Below are 23,889 nucleotides of genomic sequence, written 5' to 3'. Positions count from 1 at the left end.
TTCAACGGTCATTCAAAATACGTTAGCCAAGAAGCAAAGCATAGGAGGGATGATGTGCGAGTCGCAGTTTTGAAGGAAGACAATTGTCAACCGAAGAAGTGCAACGATGAGTGCCACGATTTCTGCCCTCCTGTTCGTAATGGACAAGAGTGCATCATCCTCGACGACAAAACCGGAAAGCCTCATATTTCTGAGAGCCTTTGTATCGGCTGTGGTATTTGCATTAACAAATGCCCTCACGATGCGCTGATCATAGAGAATCTACCGAGTGAATTGGAATCCGATATGATTCACCGATTCTCAATGAATGGATTTCGCTTGTTTCGCTTGCCTACGCCCTCAAAAGAAAGCGTTGTTGGAATCCTCGGGCCAAACGGGATGGGCAAATCTACTGCAATAAACGCACTTTCCGGACGAACCATCCCAAACTTAGGGGATTGGATGGATACTGAGCCGCAGTGGGATTCCGTGATTGAATCGCTTCCAAGAGGGGAATTGCGAGATTTCTTCATCGCCGTCCAAGCTGATAAGATTCGGGTTGCAGTCAAACCACAGAACGTTGACCGTCTCCCAAAACGAGTCAAAGGAACTGTTCGCGACCTGTTAATGAAAGTTGATGAACGCAACATCATGAGAGAAACCACTGAGGATTTGGGGATTGACCATCTTCTTGACCGGACCATACAGCAACTGTCAGGAGGTGAATTGCAGCGCATGGCTATCTGTGCAACCATACTTCGTGATGTCGACGTATATTTCTTTGATGAACCGTCATCTTACTTGGATATCCACGAGAGAATGCGAATCGTTCGGATCATCCAAAAACTTTCCGAAGCAAAGCGTGTCATCGTAATTGAGCACGATTTAGCAGTTCTTGATGTTCTTGCAGACCTTGTTCACATTGTTTACGGGAAAAAGGGAGCTTTTGGAATCTTTACTCCTGCTCGCTCAACCCGTCAAGCCATCAATTCTTATCTCGATGGTTTCCTTCCAGAAGAGAACGTACGGATTCGAGATAAACCCATCAAGTTCCTTCGTCATCGAGATCGAAGTGCTGAAATTGGAACTCCGGTCGTAAGTTGGGGTGGCCTTGAGAAAACACTTGGTGAGTTTAAACTTACTTCAGGAGATGGTGCAGTCCATCGTTCAGAAGTGGTCGGCGTTGTTGGCCCCAACGGTACGGGTAAATCGACAATGATCAAACTTCTCGCAGGAGAACACGAATACGATGGAGGTTGGGTGACGGCTGATGCCAAAATTTCATACAAACCTCAGCACATCGATGTTGATATTGACGGCTCTGTTCAACTCTGGCTCGACAGCGAACTCGGTCCAAGATGGCGCAGTGGTGAATTCAATGTCAACGTCATTCGGGCTTTGGGTGTCGACCAATTACTGCCAAAGCGCGTCAAGAAACTATCCGGTGGGGAACGCCAAGCTGTTTCTATCGCCATATGTTTGGGAAGGGATGCAGACCTCTATCTCTTGGATGAGCCCTCGGCACATTTGGACGCAAATGCAAGGATGGAGGCCGCTAAAGCCATTCGAAGAACCATGGAAGCCAATGAAAAGTCAGCCTTCGTCATCGACCACGATGTATATTTCATTGACATTGTTTCAGATTCGCTCTTGGTCTTTGAAGGTGAAGGAGGTGTCCATGGAACGGCAACTGGACCCTATGACCTCCGTGAAGGCATGAATCGCTTTTTGTCAAGCGTGAATGTGACCTTCCGAAGAGACCACGATTCGCGACGACCTCGAATTAACAAAGGCGAGAGCAGGAAGGATCGTGAACAACGTAACGTTGGTGATTACTATTCTTACGATGCATGAGGGAAACATACTGTTGATGGGCATGTTGCCCGAGGTGTTCTCATGCCGGTAGGTCAGCCTCCACTCGGTGGACCTCTTGGACGCTCAAGAAATCGCCTTTCAGCGAGTGCTCTGACCACGTACCTGCGTTGTCAAAAACAGTGGTTTTTGGCTTATCAAGTCGGTTTACACGGACCGCTTCGACCTTCACAGGTGGCTGGAATTGTGCTTGAAGATGCGTTGTGTGAATTGTTTATGATGCACCCACCGCTCCTTAATTCCAAGGAAGAACTGCTCGCCTGGGCTGAGCCCCATATCGTATCTCAGGCAAAGAAAGCCCATGATGAAGGGCAGAGCGATTGGAATGAAAGTTTGTGGACGGAGGACGGCGCTTCGTGGGATGATGTAGCCGTTGAAACCTTTGTTGACCGGATTCGGGGCGGCTTTCTGTTGTTTTTGGAAGAAGTGGGCCGATGTTTCGAAGCGGACGGAGGTCCCTATCTGGAAACACGAAGAAGTGGAAATCAGCCCTTTTCCGTACCTGAGCCATCGTGGGGAACCGTTCCAATCTTTCCTCGTTCAGAAAAAGTACCTGATGTGGAATTGAGGCAGTGGGACATTAAACAATCTGCGACATGGGCCGGCCAAGGTGAGCCCGTGACCTGGAATGAGGCATGGGAATGTGCACGGCCATGGGTCAAAGACCCCCGAGTGCATCAACCGCAGCGCCTCTACAGTCCCGACGGTTGGGCATCCGGTGAATTGGACCTTGTACTGCGTTGGGACGGCACAATTCGAATTATCGACATCAAATCAGGGTCATCAGAATCTTCGTTTGCTTCATCTCTTGAGCATCAACTGCGGTTTTATTCCTGGCTTTGGTCTCAAACCCACGATGGGCAACGAGTGGACGGTATGGAGGGGTGGTACCTTTCCGGTCCCGAGCGGGTTCAGTATGCTCCGCCTAGCGAAGATGAGATTGAATCCCTTACCGATTTTTATCAAGAGCAACATCGGGCCATGCAAGGTCTAGGCGAAGGTGTTGTAGCCTTTCCCAGTTCACCGGAATCCGCTTGCTCAGGAGAGGCGGCGGGTTGCTTTTGGTGCCAGGTTTCTCGAAACGAATCTTCCGAATGGAACCTTCACGAATCCCTTCATTGGATCTCAGAACTCTCTCTCCCATCCATTTCTTCGCCTTATGCTCCTCTGGCGAGTATTCAGGGGAGAGTGTCTGTCAAGGGAACGCTTTCTGGTGCATGGGGGCCCTTGCCCAATCACTTCTCTGAACCGGTTCTCGGTGCAGTTTTGGTCGGAGGAACTCAGCACATCGCCCTCGAGGAAAGCGAGCCCGGTTCGTTTCCAAACCTTCATGAAATTGAACAAAACAACGTTCTTGTTCACAATGCCTTGCCCGGAGTTTGGCGAGACCAACCGAGGCTTTACGTCGACAAAGGCACTGAAATTATCGCTGTTGATGAATTGAAAAAACCCGATTCAATAGAAGTCACTCGCCTTGGTCTCTTACGAACAAGGGCCAATGTCAAGGGGTATGTTTTGTCCATTCGAAAGCGGAGTGGCCGTAGAATTGATGGGAAACCTTGGAGCATGGTGGCGTTCATGCTATGGGATGGCTCTCATGTTGCAGAAGTTGTAGCCTTTGGGAACAGCATCAATCAGCGAATTTTGAATTTGAAACCCGGTTCGTTGGTCGCCATGACCGGTGTAGAAATCGGCTGGCGGTCTGGGTTACTTCAGTTGAGAATTGACTCCAGGAAAACTCGAATGGAGCCAACTTTCCTACGATGAAGAGGCAGGGAGCCTTGCATGAGAATTGAAAAGGGGTAGGCACAGGTTAACCTCTATGCCCGTCCAACTCGCAGATGCAACCACTGACACAGTTGGGCCGTATTCCCGACTCTCTGCAAGTCAAGTCAACACCTACAAAGCCTGCCCTCGCTTATGGTATTATGAGAAAGTCTTGCGTTTTAGAATGCCCCAGATTCCAGTTCTCTTTGTCGGTCGTGCCGTAGAAGAAGCCGTCTGCCGTGTGTTAAGAGAATCTCCTGTACTGATTCATGCCTCTGCTCCTGCAGATGCGCATGACCCATCACCACTTGACGAGGACGGCCTCCCTGACCGTGAAACATCCGGTGGTTGGCCTTCTCAGATGCTCATGCCGTTACCTGAAGGTGATGTTCCTCAATCCAAAGAAGCGCTACTCGAATGGGCTATGGCCCGATGTGAACAACATCTTCCGGTTGCTTTAGAGCGGGTGAGGCTTGAATGGCAAGGGGATGATCGTAGAGCAGGTGACTGGAAAAGCGTTGACACGAACCGATGTCTTGAGATGACCAAAGCGGGGCTTCGCTTCCACATTGATGAAGTGGAACGTTGCTTTAACGAAAAAGGTGGCCCTGGCCTGCAGTCTTGGCGGGACGGAGAACGCCCTCAATGGCCGGCTCCGGACGGCTTCTCTTTCGCTTCATTTTCCAGCGGACACCCATTCGCTGCTTCAGGGGACCCGAGTTGGTTGGAATCATGGGAACGCTCTCGCCCCTGGTTTGTTGACCCAGACGCTGCTAAGTTTTCCATGAACGCCATTCACCCTGACCACTGGTTCCAAGGAGAATACGACCTTGTCTACAGTTGGGATGGTGCAGTGACCATTGTGGATTTGAAAGCCAGTCTTGGAGCGAACGATCGCTCCGGAGATTATGTTCGTCAACTTCGTATGTATGCAATGCTTTGGTACATCACTCATGGGCGCTCTGAAACCGTTGGCTCTTTGCAAATCTGGTATTTGGGCCACCCGTCAATCAAGCACATCGATGTTCCTTCTCTTGAGGAATTGAAACAGATGGAAGAAGAGCTCCAAGACATGTGGGTTGAACTAAAACAAGAACAGCCAATTCGCGAGGATTGCCCACCCGAGCCTGCACCAATGCGAGGTTTTGCGCCTGGGGGGGAGCCCAAAGACCCACCACGCATGGTTCGTTGTGACCGTTGCGATTGGCAAGAAGTATGTCCTGCCGGTGGGGGTTCTGACGAAGCACCGCTACCTGAAACCCTTCAATTGCCTGGATTCTCGGGAATGACTCGGATCGATGAAATAGGCTCGTTAAACCCTCGTGCTAGCATTCGTGGAGAGCTGTTTAGTGTGAGCGTTCCCACTGGAGGGAAACCACCTAAAATCGTCATTCAGCAAGGGCACTATTTTGCAAACGTCAACATCATTTCTCACGAGCATCGTGATGGTGGGAACACGTGGCCTGAAGGTCTCAAGAAGGGAGATGAAGTTCTCGTCGAGGATGCAATCTTTTCAACAAATTGGAAAGGAGAAATCGTTCTGAAGATCGACCCATTTGCTCGTGTTGTTCTGGATGATTCTCCGGCAGAAGAATCTCATGACCTTATGGCTTACAACGCACGAAGGAACGTGGGGGGGCGAATTGTCTACACCTACGAAAAGAGTGGAGTGGGTCGGAACGGCAAGACTTGGCGCCGCCGAGGTTTGATGTTGATGGACCATACTGGGGCCATGAAGGTTGAAGGTTGGTTTGACGATTGGAACAACCAATTCGGAATGGTTGAAGTCGGTGACATCGTCGTTCTTGCGAATCTTGGTCTTGATGCCTGGGCCACTGAGGTTCGTGGGGATTATTCGAAGCAATCACGTCTTCAAATCATTGAACGGGTTGAGCGTTCAACCTCCTGAAGAAATGGTTGTGACAAGCAATTCAATATCTTGGTTTAACCGAGTAGAATGGGGCAAAACAGTCCCCTCATAACTCACAATGACCATTGAGGGGAGAATCTTTGATGCTAACAATGCTTCACGAACCGTCGTCCCTGTTGCAAACGAACTTGAAATTTCGACGTCCCTTCCATGAAACCGTACTTCCATGGAACACCGAGGCATCATCATGCTTATGACGGTCGCGCTAAAGGCCTGTGATAGAGCCGAGGTCGCATAGCCCGGTATTGCGGTGGATTCGAAATCCACTGTCCCTTGGACGCGGGGGTTCAAATCCCTCTCTCGGCGCTCTTGTCCGCAACAATTGATGTTTGGATTGAAGTTTGATTACATATAGAACGCATCATGGGATGATGACATCTCGGCTACGAGGTCCATTTTCTTCTTCGGAGCCATTTCTTCTAAGCGTCGCTTGAGCCATTCATTTCCTTCTTGAGGGAGATTCAATCCAAGCGAGAACCAACGGTCAAGGTGTTCAATCATTCTCTGAGATGCAAGTATGTCGCCGCTTGCACCTACTGTGGTGGAAATGGCGCAACTCGTGTTTAATCCAAACAGCGGTCCCATCGATGCGATCAAGGCAGCAACGCCGATGGCTCCTGCTTTTGGTTCATCTCTGCGGACATCTACGCCCAATGATTCCATTTCGATCCTATGGTTCGCAGAACTTGCGATCATGAATGTATCTTTTCGTTCTGGGGAGTCCGCCATTCCGGCAAGGACAATCACATTGCTGACGCCCTGTTCTTGGAAAAACAACATCAACTCTTCCGCCATTTGGCTTTGGGCACTCGAGTCATTTGGCTGTGAAGGGCCGGTAAGCGTTAGCAAGCTTGACCCGCTTTCAGTTTGTACTCGTGAAAGGGTGAGGTGAGGTGGAGAAAGCAATCCATCCTCATCCAATTTTGCGAGAGGTGGAAGTCCAGAGGGATGGAGTCGAGCAATAACATTGGTTGGGTTTAGTTTCCACAAACTCTCAATGGCGACCTTCCCGATGTTGCCTACTCCTGGGAAGGCAAGCAACATCACTTCATCAGTGCCGATAGAGGATGAGCCGTTTCTCCATTCAATTCTCAAGGTCATGAACTCGCGAACGAGCCAATACGCGTTATAATGTTTGAGTAAAGGATGACGGCTCCCGAAGGGGTTTGGGGCCTGGGCCCCGTCGCCGTATCACTCCTCTTCAGCGGTGTTGATCATGGCCTTCAACGGTGGTAGTGTTGGAAGGGATTCACTCCATGTGGATTCTTCTACACCGTTCATCTTGCGGCGCAGGGAGGCTCTGTGGTCTTCAGGGGACCACTTGAGTGGGGCAGCGGCTTGAGCTCGCTCTCCACATTGAGGGCAAGTCGTACTGAGACCAAAGGCTTGGCATGTTAGGCACTGTTGTAGGATTTGTCGGACCATGGTATTCACTCTCGTTGTGCGTTTGCTTCTCCACCCGCGGCCACCATATGGTCGATGACCAAACGTGTTGCTTGGTCCCAAAGGGATTCAGCAATTTTGAAATCTGGTGCTTTGAGTTCAAGGCGATAGGAAGGGGCTCCGTCATAGTAACACTTGACTTCAGTTTCTTCTTCAGCATTGGACAATGATTCAGCAGAAAGAAGTGCTTCTCGGATGACGGTAACGCCTTGTGTATTGTTGATGCTTAGGGTCAAAATACCCCGGAGTTCAACAAAGGGAGGGATGATGTTTTCAATCGCGATTTCAATGAATGGAGCGATCCAGTCACCTTCAAATCCAGCGTTCGTAAGTCCACCTTCTTGCATCGCTGCTTCTTCAAAGGCTGCGTAAAGTGTACCAAACGCATCAATGAGTTCATGACCTTGTTCTTGGGTTTGTTCAGGACTCCAAGATACCTTTTCGCCAAGAACTTTGAGAAGTTGATGAGCTCTTTGCTCGTTTTTCCATTCTTGGAGGCGAGCACGTCGTCGTTCTTCTGAAACAGATTTGAGAGAAAGTTCGAGAGAACTGCCGTCCTTTCGAGTTCGCATTACCTTGCAAATCAACCGTTGACCTTCACGAACAAATCCTCGTATGTTTTTGACCCAACCGCTGGCGATTTCCCCAATGAAAATAAACCCTTCAATTCCGGGGAATTCATCAAGGTCAACGTAGGCCCCGTTTTGTTTCACATTCTTGACCGTGGCAACAACAAGTTCACCTTCGTCTGGAGGTGCGACGGGATTGGTACTCATGGGAGGCTCAGCCTCCTCATTCAAGCGCTTCAACAACGGTACATCCGACCAACTCTGCCTTTCCGCCAGAGGGTTTGGTCAAGGTTGCACTGCACACATCGCATGCAATAGCGGTGGTGGCTCGGGAAAAGATCGTTGACTCGTTACCGCAATCTCGGCAACTAACTTTTAGGAAACTGTCTGTCATCTTTTACACCTCACTTGTCAACCAATTCGAATTTCTTAGCACGCTTGCAGGGAGCATAGTGGGCTTTGCCTGTCTCGGTGCATCGGTAGAGAATATTGACTCGCTTGGTTGGCTTTTCACGACCGTCAGGTTTTGGACGTGGGAAACCACGGTATCCAGCCATGACGCGGCGGAAACGGCGCTGACCCCAGCGAAGTTCGGAGGCACGTCGCTTCTTGACGCGCTCAACGGTGTGCATGGTATGCTTACCAGCAGAAGGACTGTAGCGCTTGACTTGTCGGGGTCGCTTTACCATATGTAACACCTAAGCAGTCAGCCCACAGAGGTCGGGTATTTATGGCTGCCGACATCGTTTCTGTGAATAATCGGCTCACTGCGTAAATGCTCAAGGGATTCTTCATAAGGTTTTTCGCACTGGGTATGGCATGGAAGAGACGGTACAGGCCTTCTTTTTCTTCTGGGCGCCGGGGGCCGTCATTGTCATGGGGGCGTTGATGTTCCTCTTTGCGAAGGCAAGGACGGTCAAGCGCGCCGGACAAATTCTTGCTGGAGTTGGCCTTCTCTCAATATTGCTCACGCCTTGGACCATCCCGTTCTCCCCGTCGAGCAGTTTTGGGCACTTCATTGGAAGTATAGTCGGGCCTACGGCGCTTCTTGCAGTTGGCATCTACAATCTCTCTTTTTCGGGCAACGTTCCAGTCGGTCGCCTTTCCTCATCCGAGCGTCGAAGTGGAATTGTCATGATCATGCTCGGCGTTCTTTGGTTTGAGGGGATGCACTGGTGGGTTTTGACTCCAACCTATCCAAGCGATGTCAACGGCTATTGGTTCATTTTCTGGAGTACGACGCTCCTTGTCTCAACCGGACTGGCCGCTGGAGCGATAATGTTGACCCGTCAGGTGGGTGTAAATCGCATCCAAGAGCAGCGTCTGCTCACCGTAGTTTTGGTGATGATGGTAAGCTTGGTCATCATGGGCTTTGCATTCGATGGACTCCGTGTTGATGCTGAACGATTTGCTCATGAATTTTGGCTTGCGGGCGCCGATGTATTCGGTATGCTGGTAGGGTTCAGTTTGGCCATCTTGGTGTTTGCCTTTGTCATTGCTTTCTACGAATCTCAACTTCCAGAGCCCTCCCGATTGCCGGCACCCACCGACGATGAACTCATTCATGCAGCAGGAATTATAGCAACTCATACAGAGGGAGGTTCCTCGGATGAATGAACAAAAACCTCGGGCCAGCCTCGTGGTATTGGGTGCTAGTTTCTTGTTCTTCCCGTTGGTTCTTTGCGGGATTGCGCTTGTGCTCTACGGTCACGTGACGAACGGTGCCTTTGTCCGTTTTGGTAACTCGCTTCTCACATCCTACACCTTGGCCTCCTTTGTTCTGCTCTTTTCCCTCTTTGTTTACGGTGATAAGCGTAAGCGTCCAGTCGCACCTTTGCTGGGTATGCTTGGAGCAGCCCTTGTTGGCGTCATGGTTTCCTTCATGTTCCTTTCTCAAGGTGATTTGCTCATGGAAGCTAACGGTTCCATTCGAGCACAGGTACTGTCGAACATCATTCGCTTCTCGACCACGCTCATTGCCGTCTCCATCAGCACCCTCATCGTGGGGGGTATCTCCTTTGCCTCTCTCATGAACAGCCCCGCTAGGCAGCATATCTTTAGAGAAGAAGAGTGATTCTTCCTCCAGATGGTCTGCCGTTGATTTCATAAGGAAGAGGTCGGTGGACTGCTCCACAGGGTGGTTAAATGTCGAAGGGTACACCGTCAATGGGAAAGCGTCAGAAGACCACTCACCTGCGTTGCCGCCGCTGTGGCCGCAACGCATATCACAAGCAAAAGAAGGTGTGTTCGTCGTGTGGATACGGCGAAACTGCACGAATTCGCAAGTTCAACTGGTCCAAGAAGTCCCACCGCCCTAAGGCTTGACTCTTGCGAATCAATCGCAACGATAAGAAGCAGGCAAGGCTTAGTAGCGATGAGGCGACACCATGTGCGGCATAATCGGTCTAGTTGGTCGGCAAGGATTCCATGTCAATCAATTGCTCTATGACGGTCTAACCGTATTGCAACACCGCGGGCAAGATGCCGCTGGAATTGTTACGGATTACGAAAGCAACTTCCGCCTTCGAAAATCCAACGGATTGGTTTCGGACATCTTTTTCAAACGCCACATGATGAGGCTTCAAGGCAACGTTGGAATTGGCCACGTAAGGTATCCAACAGCGGGTTCATCGTCTCGAGCCGAAGCCCAGCCATTCTATGTCAATTCACCTTACGGTATCGCTCTTGCACACAACGGGAACTTGACCAATGCCGACGAACTGGCTGTCATGCTCCGTGATGAGTACATGCGGCATATCAACACCACAAGCGATTCTGAATTGTTGCTGAACATGCTGGCTGTTGAAATTGGGCATCGCTCCCGTGCACTCAAAATTGAGGGCAACCCTCACATCAACATCGAGACCATTTTTGGAGCAGTTTCTGCTCTTCACGAACACGTAAGAGGTGGCTATGCCTGCATCTCCGTCATCTCGGGTTACGGGATCTTGGCTTTTCGCGACCCAAACGGTATTCGTCCCCTCGTCTACGGAAAGCGTGAAGTTGAGGGAGAAGAAGAGTACATGGTTGCGAGTGAATCGGTTGCTTTGACGGCTCTTGGTTTTGAAGTGATTCGGGATGTTGCCCCTGGAGAAGCGGTTTTCATCAGTTCATCGGGTCATCTTTTCACCCGTCAATGCGCTCCAAAGCGCTCCTATTCGCCCTGTATCTTTGAATTCGTTTACTTCGCACGACCAGACTCTGTCATCGACGGAATTTCAGTGTATCAGGCCCGACTCAATCAAGGCCAACGACTTGCAGAACGTCTTCTTGAAGAGTGGCCAGACCATGACATCGATGCCGTCATTCCAATTCCCGACTCTGGGAGAATTGCAGCCTTGCAAATGGCTAATGCTCTGGACCTTCCTTACCGTGAAGGATTTGTCAAGAACCGTTACGTTGGGCGGACATTTATCATGCCTGGTCAAGCATTGCGTGAGAAATCAGTACGTCGCAAATTGAACGCTATTGAGCACGAATTTAAGGGGAAAAATGTTCTTCTCGTCGATGATTCAATCGTTCGTGGAACCACAAGTGCCCAAATCATCGAAATGGCTCGTGAAGTTGGTGCCGCCAAAGTCTACTTTGCATCAGCAGCCCCACCGGTACGCCATCCAAACGTCTACGGAATTGACATGCCAGCAGTGAACGAATTCATTGCAAATGGGAAAACGGTTTCAGAGATTGGTGAAGTGATCGGTGCCGACCGCTTGTTTTACCAGACATTGGAGGACTTGGTCGATGTAACTTGGAATGACAAGGCAGGAATTGACCGTTTCGACTCAAGTTGTTTTGACGGTAATTACGTCACCGGAGACATCGATGAAGCGTATCTTGACCGACTCGATGTTGCGCGAAACGATTCAGCCAAGAATCAATCGCATGATGACGATGCCGTCATTGATCTTCACAACGACGAAGAAATCTGACACCGTGCGAATGCTCAATACGGGCGAGGCCTTTTTTACAGTGCAGTTCAGCGACTTCCATGGTGTTCACACATGATGCTTACCGGTTGGTTGAATCCGAGGGGAAGGTAAGCCATCTCATGTTCGATGAAGCGACCTCGCATCTTGCATGGGTTGAGGGTAAAAGACGAGTGCATCTCGCCGTGCTTGATGAGGATGGACAATGCCGGGTGACCTCAACGTTTGAGCATTTAAACGATGTTTCCTCCCTCCAGTTTTTCCGCAATCAATGGATTGTGGGTGACGAAATCGACGGGCTTGTATTTCATGACCTCGACGGAAGTGTCTCGCAGGAAAAAAGCGTTGACGCAGGGGTTGTGCAGTGCACCCCTTGGGGCCAATCGCTGGTGATTTTGGACGGTCTTGGGCAACTCCTTTCTATGAAAAGCGAACCTTCTGCAGCCTCACTGTCCTCCAAATTCGGATTTGAAGACATCATCAAGATGGAGGTGTCGGATGACCATATTTACATCGCTCAGCAAAACGGTTCGGTCCATTGCCTGAATGAGGATGCTGTTGTGTGGTCTCGGCCCATGCGCGGGAGCATAGGAGAACGAATCACTGGAATGGGTTTGACCAAAAAAGGTAATTTTTTCTTGACCCGTGAGGGGCACGCTCTGGTTGCAGGAGATGAAGAGGCCATAGAGCTTGAATTGTGGTCAGAAGGCCAACTTATTCACCGTCAGGAGTTACGTATGCGTTTACTTACATCCTGCATAGGAGAGGCAGGCTCTTATTTAGGGTTTGATAATGGAGAAGTCCATCACCTCCAAGAAGACGGTTCCATGGAGCTCGTTTTAGAAACTCAGCACCCCATATTTTCATTGGTATACTCGAGGGGAACGGTTGCAGCGAGTTCTTGGTTCTTCATTCATGGAAAAGAACTTGACGGCCCTGTTTGGAAAGTTGAGCACCAGGGAATGGCTCAATGGCTTCATGCAGATCGTGAACGGCAACGTCTGTACTTTGCAGGAGATGACCAAAACGATTACACCGACGCAGAACCCATCGGATGCATTGACCTTAAGGAAGAACCCACTGAGATGGACCCTACGGAATTGTCACTTTGGTTTACGATAACACCCGGTCATGTTGAATTGAATGCAGAAGAACTTTACAGTGGAAATGATGATGATGTCCTTGCCCTTCTTACCGATTCCGAACGGGATTCAATGAACGATCAAATGGCGGACACGGAGGAACTTGACCTCCTCCTCAACGCAATGGGCGACGAACGAACATCTCCCAAGGGTGCCCGTCCTTCAGCATTGACGGATGATGCCGATTTGCTCGATGCGCTCAACAATCCTACGGAATCAATGTTGATGCAAGAAGATGAAGACGAATTGTTCGAGGCGCTCTCATCTCACCATGATGAAATCCTCAAGCCACAAGCTTCCGCTGGCGACGATCAACGTCTAACGGCAGATGATGATGGAACCTGCATCGTTTTGTTGAACGGTAACGGAACGTTCGACCCTCATCAACAAGTTAAATCATGGTCGTGGATTGAAGGCTCAGGAAGAGAAATTGCTACAACTTCTCAAGTTCGGTTGAAAGTGTCGCTCGGCGTTCATTCCTTTGAGCTTCGTGTGGTCGACCAGCAGGGTGGATGGACCTCCGACCGTCTTACAGTTACTGTTCTGGAAGGCTCAACCTCATGAAGGACCTCCTTCTCCGATAGGCTATGGCCCTTACGAATCCTTGGATCGAGAATTTCTTTGTTGGGCCGCTTCAAATGCGTTGTTCGGTGGTTACTGATTCAAAAACAGGTGATACCATCATTATCGACGGTGGTGATGAACCCCAACGTCTGATCGATTGGATCGAGTCTTTTTCGGGAAACGGCCCTGATTGGTCAACCGGCCCGAGCACGTTGGAAGAAGCCTCTGATGCAGGAATACCAAAGCGAAAAGTCGTTGCTTTGGTCAACACACATGCGCACTTTGACCACAGCGGTTTCATTCCAGTCCTCAAGGCCCATTATGGCGTTGATTGGTTTCTACATCCTGACGATACAATGCTGCAAACATTGGCGAAAAAATCGGGGATGCGTTATGGACTCCAATTGCCGGAGCCAGCCGAAGCGGACCACGCCTTAGTTGCATCACAATGGCACTCTTTTGGCTCAATTGCTCTTCAGGTACTCCATACACCCGGGCATACACTTGGTGGCTGTTGCTTGCTTATCGAAGTGAACGATGAGGCGAATCATGTTTTTGTTGGAGATACGCTGTTTGCTGGTTCGGTAGGCAGAACGGACATTCCCCATTCAGGGGGAGATTTTGACCTGCTCGCATCCTCAATCCACACGCAATTGTGGCCGTTAGATTTGGATACAGTCGTCCATCCAGGACACGGGCCTTTGACGACAATTGGTCAAGAACGCGCATCGAACCCGTTCGTTGGCGACCAGGCTGGAAGTGGCGTGTACGGCTTTGGCAAGTACGCCTGATCAGCCCATCATTGACTGGAACTGAGCTTGTAAAACTGGAAGTGCCTCCTCCCAGGTCGCAACAATTCCGTAATCAGCGTGCTTGAAAATTGGTGCGTCAGCATCTTTGTTGATGGCGACAATGTAACGGGAGGAACGCATTCCAGCGAGGTGTTGGATGGCTCCAGAGATGCCGACTGCGATGTAGAGGTTAGGGTTGACTGTTTTTCCTGTCTGACCGACCTGCATTGAGTGGGGGATCGCTTCCCATGTATCGACTGCAGCACGTGATGCTCCGACTGCAGCCCCAATGGTGTCTGCAACGGCTTCAAGGTGACTGAAGTTGTCAGGTGAACCCATACCTCGTCCGCCTGAGATGACAATATTTGCTTCGGATACGTCGAGGCGTTCAGATGCACGAGCCATGAATTCTTGGACGGAGGTTGCAACATCTCCAGTTGTGTCAACAACAGAAACGCTGTTTTGTCCTCCTTCTTGGACGGGGGCGAACACATTGAAGCGAACAGAAACTACGCTTGCACTGCCGAGTGCTACGGTTTGCATGGCTTTTCCAGAGTAGACTGGAGAGGTTACCTGATTTCCATCAATCTTCACCACGTCTTGTACGACCGGAAGGTTTCGGCGAGCCGCGATGCGGGCTGCGAGATCTTTGGATTGAGGCGATGCTCCGGTCACGATGGTTCCTTGAGGCATGACTGCATCCAATGCGGATGCCCATCCAGCAGCATCATAATTTTCGAAGGCTGTGGATTTGGCCGCAATCAAGCTCGATATTCCGGTCCAAGAAGCGGCGCTATCTGCTGCTCCAGCGTCGGTGCACGGCACGACGAGGGTTGGTTCTGCTCCAAGTGCACAAGCAGCTGCGACAAGTTCAGCAGTGCTCGGGTGGATGGTGTTGTTGTTCATTTCTGCAATTACAATCGTTTCACTCATGGTATCACTTCACAGTACGTTGGCCTCGTCCCGGAGCAGTTGTGCTACTTCAGCGGCAGCCTCGCCGCCCTGGTAGGACTTTCCTGCAGGTTTAGCGGGAGGAAGGGATTGGTTCACCACGGTAGCGGTAGAAGGAGGGGCTTCAATTGCACGAACATCAACAGCAGCCTTCTTGGCTTGCATGATGCCCTTAATGTTGGCCTTTCGAACTTTGAAACTTCCCTTGTCACACGATACAACTGCGGGTAGAGGGACGCTGAGGCGGACGTTGCCGCCTTTGCCGGGAGATGTGACCGAAAGACCGCCATCGAAACTTGCAGAGATTACGTTCGAGGCAGAGGACCATCCGAGGCGTTCTGCAACACCGGGTCCGGTTGAGCCAGCGCCTGTGTCGGCTGCGGATTTACCGCAGTAAACCACTTCTGCACCAAGGCCTGAAATGGCTTCCTTAAGTACGGTTTGTAGAGCATTGGTGTCCATTGAATCGGATGATTCAATTCGAACAATGTTGTCTACGCCCATGGCTTTTGCATCCTTGAGAATTTTCTCCGCAGAGGGTCCACCTACCGTGAGGGCTGTTACCTCTCCACCGGCGGCTTCCTTGTGGAGTAAGGCAGTCTCGAGGGCGAATTCATCGTACGGGCTCATGACCATTTTCACGGCTGATAAATCAACGGTTTGGCCGTTGATGGCTATCTTGGCGTTGGTATCTGGGACTTGCTTTACAAGGACAACAATGTTTGGCATATGGGTCACTCCTCCGTGTACGGATGGATGAACCACCGGCATCCAATTCATGAACCTTGTCACCACTGCATATGAGATGAAGGTGGCTGATTTAAGCCCACGAAGTTACGGGTTAACCCGCCAAGATTATGAACCCTCAACATAGGGGTAAAATTCCATGTCAGCAGACGACCCCATTGACCTCGGTGAGAAAGACCAGCAAGTCCTCGCAGCATGGCGAACATTGTTTGAGGAGGAGTATTTGCCTGAAATTAAGAACTTGGAAGGCCTTGAGATGAACGTGTTTGGATTTGAAGTTCAACACGATGTCATGTCAAAGGACAATGTTCTCAAAACGGAATTCCATTTGAATCCAGCCAGAACGCTCTCAATGGGGGATAAAGTACTGAAAGAACAATTTGACCAAAATGGAGTCCTGACCCGGCCGATTGTCCGAGTTGTAAATTTGAGTACGAATTACCATCGAACCATGGACGAACTACGGATGCGCGACCGGGACAAACTTCTCTCAGTTGATGTGAAAATAGCCCACGTGTCCCATCCATACGGTTGGCTAAAGTCTGCCATCTACAAGTGCAAGGATTGTGGGACCTCAACAATCGTTGAGCAACGCAGAGCACGAGAACGTGAGAGTCCAAATGTATGCCGCATCTGTCTTCAAAAATCGATTGAAGGAATTGAGACAAAAGGCATCCCATTGACTCATTTTTATCCGCGGCCCAATTTCCGCATGTTGACCGACGAGTGCTATTATGAGGACGTCCAGGATATTTCGATGAGGCAGATCAGTTACAATAAAGAATACCATCTCCTTCAGTGCTCAACAAAATTCGAACTCATCGGCACGCTGGCTGATGACTTGGTTGGAGACATCGAGAGTTCATCCTTCATGCGTATTAACGGCATTCTCAGAGTACAACCTATTCCAACCCGGAACTTTGCGAAAGACACGCGTCGTTTGCTTTCAATCGACGTCATCAGTGTTGAACCGTTGCCGATTGTAGAGGGTAAGTAAGTTTATCCTTGCATGAGGGCAGTGACGGCATCAAGGGTTTCGGGGTTCCCCTCGAAGTAGGCTTCAACTGATTCCAACCCTTTAGCAAGTCCGTCCGCAACTCCAAATTTCGCATCCAGGGGATGCAAGGTGCCGTTGGTGACGGCTTCTTTGAACGCTTCAAGGGTGGTCCAGGTGCTTGGTTCTCCAAACCGAGGGTCAGGGGTCACTACGATTTCACCAAATTCAGGTAATACAATGTATTCTGCGAGTTCGTAAACGGGCGATTGTTGGTCTTCTGGGTCCAAGTAAGCCTTTCGCATTTTCTTACGGATCCGTTCGTGGGTGTCGTGAAGGAGCAATGAGCCTGATGGGTCGGATTTTGACATTTTATGATCAAACGATTCCATTCGACTGCCCGAGGCTTTGAGTGAGGAAATGATGGGTGTGTGCAAGCAGGTCGCTTTTTCCCACCCGTATTTTGAGGCGACATCTCTCATGAACATGTGGGCTTTTCGTTGGTCCATCCCTCCAATCGCAATGTCGATGTTCATCTCAAAAATATCTGCAGCCTGCATGGCGGGATAGTAGAATTTGGAAAGGTCGTGGTCAGAGGATGCTTCATCTCTGCCCATGATGGTAAACGTCTTGCGGACCATCGCAAGTGTGGCTCCCTTAGAACAGCGCAATACTCGGGCCCAGTATTCACTGGATTCCATCACTTCGCTAGCCCACTTGAATTGGAGTTGTCCAGGGCCTGTTCCTTCGGGTGGATTACCAAGAAGGGCTCTGAATGTATCTTCCATGTAGCTGGCTGTGGTTTGGATCGCCTCCATGTCGCCCCCGAATTTATCGTTCACCCATGCGTGCCAGTCGGCGAGGAAGATCAACACATTTGTATCAGCGTCAAGCATTCTACGCAACTGCAAGGACAGAACTTTCCAACCGATGTGAGCCTTTCCACTTGGCTCAAAACCAACGTAGCATTGTACTACGTCATCTCCTGACCTCGAAGTTCCCTCGGTCAAACATTTCACAAGGTGTTCCAGTCCCACAACTTCGTCAACATGACCGACCATCAACCCCAGTCGGTCTTTCTTGTCCGGAGACAATTCATCGATGGCAGGAATCCGTTCGCTAAAAGCATCCAATGGATTCTCAGCCGTCATGGAATCACCCTCAGAAGAGGTCGTTCAGTTTCTTGACTTGTCCTTCTGACGGAGGAGTCTCTGCATCGATCAAGCCTTGCAACTTTTCGATGAGTTCGTGGGCCTTGGTCTGAGTTTCCGGGGAGACATCCATCAATTCCATGGCCTTGTGAGCCATTTTGATAGCGGATTTAGCCTTTGAGAACTTCTTTGCTTCCTCCTTAGCCTTGTCTCCACGTTGTTTTGCAGAATATCCTGTGGCGTCGTCCAAAAATCCAGACCACCTTCGGCGGGATTCCATGGCCATCTCACGACCGTTTTCTCCTTCTAAGAATTCGCCAAGAGCGCTTCCTTTGAGTTGTTCAACATCAACGGCAAGTTTGCCGGTTGAGTCAAAGGAGCCTTGGACCATGACCAAAAGCCCGTATGAGCCAGTAAATACGCCATCTGCGTCTACATTGATGTCTTCAAAATATTGGGTTGCGAGTTTCGCTAACCCTGCATTTCCGCCCATCGTCTTTTGCACGCCTCTCTTAACAGCAAATCGCTCCATGGTTTGGCGAAGCACCCTTTTGACATAAGCATCACCGTCCAAGTTGCTGAAATCAGGCGGTAGTGAGGGTGCCTACCTCGTCGGAGAGATTTTCATAGATGGGCCAGTGGGTGGAGGTATGGGCGTACGCAAGTTTGCACTTTTCGTTCTTTTTTTGTTTCTCATCCCTACGGTTTCAGCAGAAGCGGTTACGCGAATTAAGCTGAGCGATGCTGGCGTCTTGGGCGAAACAGATTTGGGAATCAAAGTAGGCGAAGTTTCTCCTGACGGGGCTTCAGTTCTTATTGCAGGTGCCCAGGGTTATGCGCGACTTCTTTCTGCAACCGGTGCTGATGACCGCTCAAAGGACATTGAATTGTTAACAGGGCGAACGTCCACGGTGCAGGATGTTGCATGGCATCCTCGTGGAAACACAGCACTGATGATGGGAGATGAAGGCCTTGCTCTTCGTTACGATACATACGACCATGGAATCACGTTCGTCAACGATTCCTTTTCAGTGATGGGTTACGACCTGTCAGCAGTTGATTGGCGTTCCGGAGGGGACTATGCTTACGTTGGTTCTGAGGATGGAATGCTCTGGAAGTTTGCCGAGCATATCGGATTCCAATCTCTTAATTCCACCAGCACCAGCCGAATCACAGATATTTCCTGTCACCCGAATCCCAATTACAACGTATGCTTTGCTTCTAGCCTTGAAGACGGTATTGCAGTCATCGACAGAGATCACAAGTTGACCTGGATGTCAGGAACGACAACCGAAACTTGGGTCGGCGTTGAATGTTCAGATTCTGCATTGAATGAATGCGTTGCCTTTGCAAGTGGACTCCGTAGCAAAGCTCTCCGCATCAATACAATTGATGCCAGTCAATCTTACGGGGAACCAACATTGATGTTTGATTTATCCTCTGGCGAACAAACCGATGTAACTGTGGGGCACGGTGGAACCAGTCTTGTCCACATGGCTCCATTTTCGCTGATTCGGCATGAGCCACAAACCAGCGAAGCGTTCACGGTCCTCATGGCGGAAGATGCCGCTGAGTGGGATTCTGTAATTGCTGGTAGGACGATGAGTGTGGTTTGGGAAAACGGCATGCACGAAGGTTTCATGGTGACTGAATTTGGCAACATCATTGCCTTTTCTCCGCTCCTGGAAGAAGTGGATGGAAACATCATGACAGTCCTCGTGCTCGGGGCGGTGGCGGTTTCGGTTCCGGGTGTCATCCTTGGTCTTGTTTACATGAACAGCCCTTGGCTCCAACGCAAATACAAAGCATGGCGTTTTCCCAAGAATAAAAGCAAGTAATCCTTCACGGCTCAAGGGTTATGTTGATGAAGCACGCGCGTAGCCATGAGGTTGAGGGAGACAGCCATGGAGCCGTTTGAAGGACTAGATTTCTACGATATAGAAAGCCTGCTGACCGAAGAAGAAATCATGATTCGGGATTTAGTTCGCGAGTGGGTGGACGAAGAGGTCATTCCAAAAATCGAGCAAGCCTGCGAAGACGGTGTGTTTCTAGACGAATGGCGGGTAGCCCTTGGTGAAATGGGTGTTCTCGGCGCCCCACTCAAAGGCTATGGATGCCCTGGTCTTTCCTATGTTGCATACGGGCTCATCTGTCAAGAACTAGAACGGGGAGACAGTGGACTGCGTTCCTTTGCCTCCGTTCAGGGGTCTCTTGCCATGTATCCTATCTGGGATTTCGGAAGTGAAGAGCAGAAAGAGTATTACCTCCCAAAGATGGCATCAGGCGAATGGGTTGGGTGCTTCGGACTCACGGAACCCGACTATGGTTCAAACCCTGGTGACATGATTACCAAGGCTGAGGACAAAGGCGACCATTACCTTCTCAACGGGGCCAAGATGTGGATCACCAACGGAACCATTGCAGACGTCGCTGTGGTTTGGGCGAAACTTGACGGAGTCATTCGTGGCTTTATTGTCGAAAAGGGTGACGAAGGATTCACCGCTCCTGAAATGAAAGGGAAGCACTCTTTGAAAGCAAGCGTCACCAGCGAACTCGTATTCCAGGATTGTAAAATTCCAAAGGACCGAATGCTACCGGATGTCAAAGGTCTTCGTGGGCCGTTCTCTTGCTTGAACAACGCTCGATACGGAATCTCTTGGGGCGCTCTTGGCTCGGCCATGGCTTGCTTCCACAGTTCGAAAACCTATGCTCTCACTCGGATTCAATTCGACCACCCCATTGCATCGTATCAACTGATTCAAAACAAACTTGCATGGATGCTGAGGGAAATCACGAAAGGGCAACTTCTTGCTTATCATCTCGGTAAGAAGAAAGACGATGGAACTTGGTTCCCTGAACAAATCTCATTGGCGAAAATGAACAACGTTGACATCGCATTGGAAATAGCGCGCGTGTCTCGTGATATTCATGGGGCAAACGGAATCCTTGACGAATATCCAATCATGCGACACATGGCCAACCTTGAGTCGGTTAAAACCTACGAAGGGACCCATGACATCCACAATCTCATACTTGGCCGTTACATCACAGGGATCCAAGCCTTCACCCGTACCGTTTGATTTCGGCTTCCACCTCCTGAGCGGACGTGTTTCAACTTGAGCACGAGAGCATCGAACAACCAACGCGATGTCGAGCCCACTCTGGGCGCTTTTGGAACCACTTGGATTCGTACTGAGGTTGCTCGGAGTATGGTTTTTTGAGTACTAAAAAGAGTTCCTCTGCAATGGAGAAGTCTCCATTGTCTGCAGCATCAATCGCAAGTTGTGCCATCCAATTTCTCAATACGTATTTTGGATTGTTCTGAAGCATTGTGGTTCGATCTGGGGTGTTGTTTGCCCGCTCCCACCAGCGCAGAAGCCATTCATCCCAATCATCTCTTGGAATTGTCGAAGGTTCGTAGAATGCCTCCTCCAGAAGTTCAACTGATGGCCGTTCAATGAAACAGAGGAGGCGGAAGAAGATCGTCATGTCCGTTTCAACTCTTTGCAGTAAAGCATTCAAGTCACGAATTAATGCTTCATCCCCATCGTTCCATAGGTCAAGGCCGAGTTTGTTAGCCCACATGGTGTTGTGGAGTTGTTCAAATTTAGAGGTATACGTTTCCAACACTTCGTGGAGGCGTTCCGGTTCATCCATCATTGGGACCATCGCTTCAAGAAGTCGAGCAACATTCCATGCTCCGATTTGGGGCTGTTGGCCGTAGCAATATCTACTTCTTCCTGCGTCGGTTGTATTGGGTGTCCACCCAGGGTTGTAATCTTCCAACCAGCCATAGGGGCCGTAATCGATGGTCAATCCGTGAATGGACATGTTGTCCGTGTTCATGACCCCGTGGACAAATCCAACCCGCATCCAATGCGAAATCATTTCCGCTGTTTGCTCAGCAACATGTGTTAGCCAGGCAATCAGACCCGCATCATCGTCTCCAGAATGATTTGGAAAGTGGTTCTTCAGGGTATGACGGACGAGTTCTTTCAGTGTCTCAAGGTCACCGTTCGCCGTATGGATTTGGTAACTTCCAAACCGAAGAAAGCTGGGGGCTACTCGGCATACGACCGCTCCGGCCTCAGGGGCTGGGTTGCCGTTGTAAAGGACGTCACGAACCACTTGTTCTCCTGTGGTAACCAAAGAGAGTGCTCGGGTGGTTGGTACGCCAAGGTGATGCATTGCTTCGCTGCAAAGGAACTCGCGAAGTGACGAGCGAAGGACAGCTTTACCATCAGCAAAACGCGAGTAAGGTGTGTGGCCTGCTCCTTTGAGTTGCAATTCTACGACCTCATCGGCCAACTGGATTTCTCCCAATGTAATGGCCCTACCATCGCCAAGTTGGTTCGCCCAAGAGCCGAATTGATGTCCTCCGTAACGTTGAGCGTAGGGGTCCATTCCTGGCGTCGTTATTTCGCCTCCCAAAACACGCCCATCCGGTCGCGCAAGTCCCAATTTGAACCCCATCTCTTCCGACCACATCTGGAGTTGAGGCGATGGAGGAGGGGATGGATGGACTCGTGACCAACATGCATTGGGGACTTGACGAGACTTCCCCCCAACTTCAGAGTCGCCTGGAGTCTCTTTTAGAAATCGGCTTAGCCACTGCAGTGATTCAAACGTGGCCATGCTCCTAGCAAGATGGCCCGTGTTTTGAACGTGTGGTTCGTCGGTGCTCTTCAGTAGTTCAAACTGAAGGCAAGATCCCGACACGGGCTAGAGCGCCCCACACCGGGTCCAAGAAGGAAGGGAGGAATCGGTGGCGAAGATATACAGCAGCGGCAAGTGATATTTTCTGCACCTTGTTGAGTTTTACTCGCTTGGTGAATACGTCTCCTTGTTGCTTCTCAATTTGTCGGAGAATCTTGTCGTAAAACGCAATCATAGCGGCGGGTGAATATCGCGACCTTCGTGGGAGAAGAGGCAGCAGTTGTCTTGCCTCTTCCAAGTAAGTTCTGGCTCGTGCTGCATAGCTGCGGACGTAAGGCTCCCAATGTTTGTTGAGGACGATCTTACCATCAAGTTCGGCCTCTGTCATGCCATTGCGTTCCAACTCATTCAAAGGCAGGTAGACTCGGTCTCGTTGAATGTCTTCGCCAACATCACGCAGAACGTTGGTGAGTTGCATGAAAATACCCCACGATTCTGCAAATTTCCTTGCCCGTGGGTCTTCATATCCGTAGATTTCTATGCACATGAGTCCGACAACGGAAGCAACTCTGTAACAATAGATGTAGAGTTCATCAAAACTCCTGTATCGGTTGTTGTAAAGGTCGTCCTCCATTCCCGAAATTAAATCATCGAACACATCTCGTTGAATGCTGTATCGGCCAACGGTGTCCTTTAGCGCAAGGAATACTGGGTCGGTGGAATAGACCTCATTGTAGCAGGTGGAGAGTTTCTTTCGGAAGAAAAACAATTGTGTGATTTTGTTGAGGTATGCGTCTTGATCGAGAATGGTTCCCTGATTTTGCAACGCCTCAAGTTCGCTACGGTAGGATACTGCTTCGGGATCCATTTCGCCTTGGCTTCCAGGGAACCGGTCTGCCCAGTCGCCATCTGCAATGTCATCTGCACGGCGGCAGAATGCATAGATGGCACACATTGACATTCGTTGTTCGTCTGGGAGGTACTTGAACGAATGGTAGAAGTTTCCAGCCTCCCTCATGGTCAACTCTTCGCAGTAGCCGTATGCGAGTTTGAGGAGTTCTGCAGGGGGTCGTTCTGACCAAATCGGAGCGTCAAGGTGTTCAAACGGGTCAACGAGTTCGTTCTTTTCTCCGACAATTCCGATGTATGATGCTCCTTCCCGCAGGGCTTCCATTGCTGTTAGGCTTACTGCTTTCACAGCATCACGGGCCAGTGTGACACCGGCGCGCAATCGCTCAAGGGTTCCCGGATGCTGGACTTCTTCCTCACCGCTTCGGGTTGAAGCGTTTCCCTTGAGGGGGAAGAGGAGGTCGAGCGGTTTCCGTCGTTCTAGCATCCTAACCGTTGCCCCCTCGCGCCGCTTGTTTATGAGACCTCCTCTTTGAGGTGCAAATAATAAGGCTCAAA

Annotated in this window: 24 protein-coding genes and 1 tRNA gene; 13 read left to right on the top strand and 12 right to left on the bottom strand. The window is 50.2% G+C overall.

Annotation, left to right across the window (positions count from 1 at the left end):
* Nucleotides 1-54: 54 nt before the first annotated feature.
* The 3 genes from AAA857_RS01215 to AAA857_RS01205 are packed head-to-tail and all read left to right on the top strand — an operon-like array spanning nucleotide 55 to nucleotide 5,527.
* Nucleotides 55-1,833 (top strand): ribosome biogenesis/translation initiation ATPase RLI, encoded by a 1,779-nt coding sequence (locus tag AAA857_RS01215; protein WP_338172245.1) that lies wholly within the window; start codon nucleotides 55-57, stop codon nucleotides 1,831-1,833.
* 42 nt (nucleotides 1,834-1,875) lie between these two features.
* Nucleotides 1,876-3,618: a PD-(D/E)XK nuclease family protein gene (locus tag AAA857_RS01210; protein ID WP_338172243.1), complete on the top strand. Its 1,743-nt coding sequence runs from the start codon at nucleotides 1,876-1,878 to the stop codon at nucleotides 3,616-3,618.
* A 55-nt stretch (nucleotides 3,619-3,673) separates the two neighbouring features.
* Nucleotides 3,674-5,527: a PD-(D/E)XK nuclease family protein gene (locus AAA857_RS01205; protein WP_338172241.1), complete on the top strand. Its 1,854-nt coding sequence runs from the start codon at nucleotides 3,674-3,676 to the stop codon at nucleotides 5,525-5,527.
* Here the strand turns inward: AAA857_RS01205 and AAA857_RS01200 are convergent.
* The gene (locus tag AAA857_RS01200; protein WP_338172239.1) at nucleotides 5,516-5,716 is read right to left on the bottom strand and encodes a hypothetical protein; all 201 of its coding nucleotides are present in this window, start codon (nucleotides 5,714-5,716) and stop codon (nucleotides 5,516-5,518) included. The genes AAA857_RS01205 and AAA857_RS01200 overlap by 12 nt on opposite strands.
* 55 nt (nucleotides 5,717-5,771) lie before the next feature.
* Here AAA857_RS01200 and AAA857_RS01195 point away from each other — a divergent pair.
* A tRNA-Ser gene (locus tag AAA857_RS01195) sits at nucleotides 5,772-5,854 on the top strand.
* 39 nt (nucleotides 5,855-5,893) lie between these two features.
* On the opposite strand, the gene AAA857_RS01190 is transcribed toward AAA857_RS01195, so the two are convergent.
* The 5 genes from AAA857_RS01190 to AAA857_RS01170 all read right to left on the bottom strand — a co-directional run bounded on the left by AAA857_RS01190 (nucleotide 5,894) and on the right by AAA857_RS01170 (nucleotide 8,249).
* Nucleotides 5,894-6,649, bottom strand: a complete 756-nt coding sequence (locus AAA857_RS01190; RefSeq protein ID WP_338172237.1) for a PAC2 family protein — start codon at nucleotides 6,647-6,649, stop codon at nucleotides 5,894-5,896.
* Between the two features lie 90 nt (nucleotides 6,650-6,739).
* Nucleotides 6,740-6,973 carry a nucleolar RNA-binding Nop10p family protein gene (locus AAA857_RS01185; protein WP_338172235.1) on the bottom strand — a complete coding sequence of 78 codons (234 nt, stop codon included), beginning with the start codon at nucleotides 6,971-6,973 and terminating at the stop codon, nucleotides 6,740-6,742.
* Nucleotides 6,974-6,978: 5 nt separating this feature from the next.
* Complete coding sequence (locus AAA857_RS01180; protein ID WP_338172233.1) at nucleotides 6,979-7,767, bottom strand: translation initiation factor IF-2 subunit alpha; 789 nt, start codon at nucleotides 7,765-7,767, stop codon at nucleotides 6,979-6,981.
* Nucleotides 7,768-7,783: 16 nt separating this feature from the next.
* On the bottom strand, nucleotides 7,784-7,954 hold the full coding sequence (locus AAA857_RS01175; protein ID WP_338172231.1) for a hypothetical protein: 171 nt from the start codon (nucleotides 7,952-7,954) through the stop codon (nucleotides 7,784-7,786).
* Between the two features lie 10 nt (nucleotides 7,955-7,964).
* Nucleotides 7,965-8,249, bottom strand: a complete 285-nt coding sequence (locus AAA857_RS01170; protein ID WP_338171957.1) for a 50S ribosomal protein L44e — start codon at nucleotides 8,247-8,249, stop codon at nucleotides 7,965-7,967.
* 130 nt (nucleotides 8,250-8,379) lie between these two features.
* On the opposite strand from AAA857_RS01170, the gene AAA857_RS01165 reads away from it, so the two are divergent.
* From AAA857_RS01165 to AAA857_RS01140, 6 genes are all read left to right on the top strand, one after another.
* Nucleotides 8,380-9,177 carry a hypothetical protein gene (locus tag AAA857_RS01165; RefSeq protein ID WP_338172229.1) on the top strand — a complete coding sequence of 266 codons (798 nt, stop codon included), beginning with the start codon at nucleotides 8,380-8,382 and terminating at the stop codon, nucleotides 9,175-9,177.
* On the top strand, nucleotides 9,170-9,634 hold the full coding sequence (locus AAA857_RS01160) for a hypothetical protein (protein ID WP_338172227.1): 465 nt from the start codon (nucleotides 9,170-9,172) through the stop codon (nucleotides 9,632-9,634). The genes AAA857_RS01165 and AAA857_RS01160 overlap by 8 nt, the downstream gene beginning before the upstream one ends.
* Nucleotides 9,635-9,705: 71 nt before the next feature.
* Nucleotides 9,706-9,885: a 50S ribosomal protein L37e gene (locus tag AAA857_RS01155; protein WP_338171951.1), complete on the top strand. Its 180-nt coding sequence runs from the start codon at nucleotides 9,706-9,708 to the stop codon at nucleotides 9,883-9,885.
* 62 nt (nucleotides 9,886-9,947) lie between these two features.
* Nucleotides 9,948-11,489, top strand: coding sequence for an amidophosphoribosyltransferase (gene purF / locus AAA857_RS01150; RefSeq protein ID WP_338172225.1), 1,542 nt, complete (start codon nucleotides 9,948-9,950; stop codon nucleotides 11,487-11,489).
* Nucleotides 11,490-11,548: 59 nt separating this feature from the next.
* Nucleotides 11,549-13,192: a hypothetical protein gene (locus AAA857_RS01145; RefSeq protein WP_338172223.1), complete on the top strand. Its 1,644-nt coding sequence runs from the start codon at nucleotides 11,549-11,551 to the stop codon at nucleotides 13,190-13,192.
* Nucleotides 13,193-13,215: 23 nt separating this feature from the next.
* A complete protein-coding gene (locus tag AAA857_RS01140; protein WP_338172221.1) occupies nucleotides 13,216-13,983 on the top strand; it encodes an MBL fold metallo-hydrolase in 768 nt (255 codons plus the stop codon).
* Here AAA857_RS01140 and AAA857_RS01135 read toward each other — a convergent pair whose 3' ends face one another.
* Nucleotides 13,984-14,916, bottom strand: coding sequence for an electron transfer flavoprotein subunit alpha/FixB family protein (locus tag AAA857_RS01135; RefSeq protein WP_338172219.1), 933 nt, complete (start codon nucleotides 14,914-14,916; stop codon nucleotides 13,984-13,986).
* Nucleotides 14,917-14,925: 9 nt separating this feature from the next.
* Nucleotides 14,926-15,714, bottom strand: coding sequence for an electron transfer flavoprotein subunit beta/FixA family protein (locus AAA857_RS01130; protein WP_338172217.1), 789 nt, complete (start codon nucleotides 15,712-15,714; stop codon nucleotides 14,926-14,928).
* Nucleotides 15,715-15,820: 106 nt separating this feature from the next.
* Here AAA857_RS01130 and AAA857_RS01125 point away from each other — a divergent pair, with 106 nt between their 5' ends.
* The gene (locus AAA857_RS01125; RefSeq protein ID WP_338172215.1) at nucleotides 15,821-16,678 is read left to right on the top strand and encodes a hypothetical protein; all 858 of its coding nucleotides are present in this window, start codon (nucleotides 15,821-15,823) and stop codon (nucleotides 16,676-16,678) included.
* 2 nt (nucleotides 16,679-16,680) lie between these two features.
* Here the strand turns inward: AAA857_RS01125 and AAA857_RS01120 are convergent, their stop codons facing one another.
* Complete coding sequence (locus AAA857_RS01120) at nucleotides 16,681-17,826, bottom strand: tyrosine--tRNA ligase (protein ID WP_338172213.1); 1,146 nt, start codon at nucleotides 17,824-17,826, stop codon at nucleotides 16,681-16,683.
* A gap of 10 nt (nucleotides 17,827-17,836) precedes the next feature.
* A complete protein-coding gene (locus tag AAA857_RS01115) occupies nucleotides 17,837-18,358 on the bottom strand; it encodes a DUF5611 family protein (protein WP_338172211.1) in 522 nt (173 codons plus the stop codon).
* Nucleotides 18,359-18,476: 118 nt separating this feature from the next.
* Here AAA857_RS01115 and AAA857_RS01110 point away from each other — a divergent pair, with 118 nt between their 5' ends.
* Nucleotides 18,477-19,664, top strand: a complete 1,188-nt coding sequence (locus AAA857_RS01110) for a WD40 repeat domain-containing protein (RefSeq protein ID WP_338172209.1) — start codon at nucleotides 18,477-18,479, stop codon at nucleotides 19,662-19,664.
* 66 nt (nucleotides 19,665-19,730) lie between these two features.
* Nucleotides 19,731-20,906: an acyl-CoA dehydrogenase family protein gene (locus tag AAA857_RS01105; protein WP_338172207.1), complete on the top strand. Its 1,176-nt coding sequence runs from the start codon at nucleotides 19,731-19,733 to the stop codon at nucleotides 20,904-20,906.
* A 31-nt stretch (nucleotides 20,907-20,937) separates the two neighbouring features.
* Here the strand turns inward: AAA857_RS01105 and AAA857_RS01100 are convergent, their stop codons facing one another.
* Nucleotides 20,938-22,461 carry a YdiU family protein gene (locus tag AAA857_RS01100; protein WP_338172205.1) on the bottom strand — a complete coding sequence of 508 codons (1,524 nt, stop codon included), beginning with the start codon at nucleotides 22,459-22,461 and terminating at the stop codon, nucleotides 20,938-20,940.
* A 58-nt stretch (nucleotides 22,462-22,519) separates the two neighbouring features.
* The gene (locus AAA857_RS01095; protein ID WP_338172203.1) at nucleotides 22,520-23,818 is read right to left on the bottom strand and encodes a phytoene/squalene synthase family protein; all 1,299 of its coding nucleotides are present in this window, start codon (nucleotides 23,816-23,818) and stop codon (nucleotides 22,520-22,522) included.
* Nucleotides 23,819-23,889: the final 71 nt, after the last annotated feature.

The sequence above is a fragment of the Candidatus Poseidonia alphae genome, assembly GCF_943787815.1.
Lineage (GTDB): Archaea > Thermoplasmatota > Poseidoniia > Poseidoniales > Poseidoniaceae > Poseidonia > Poseidonia alphae.
Note: the sequence above shows the minus strand (reverse complement) of the source record. Positions and strands in the feature narration are given on the sequence as shown.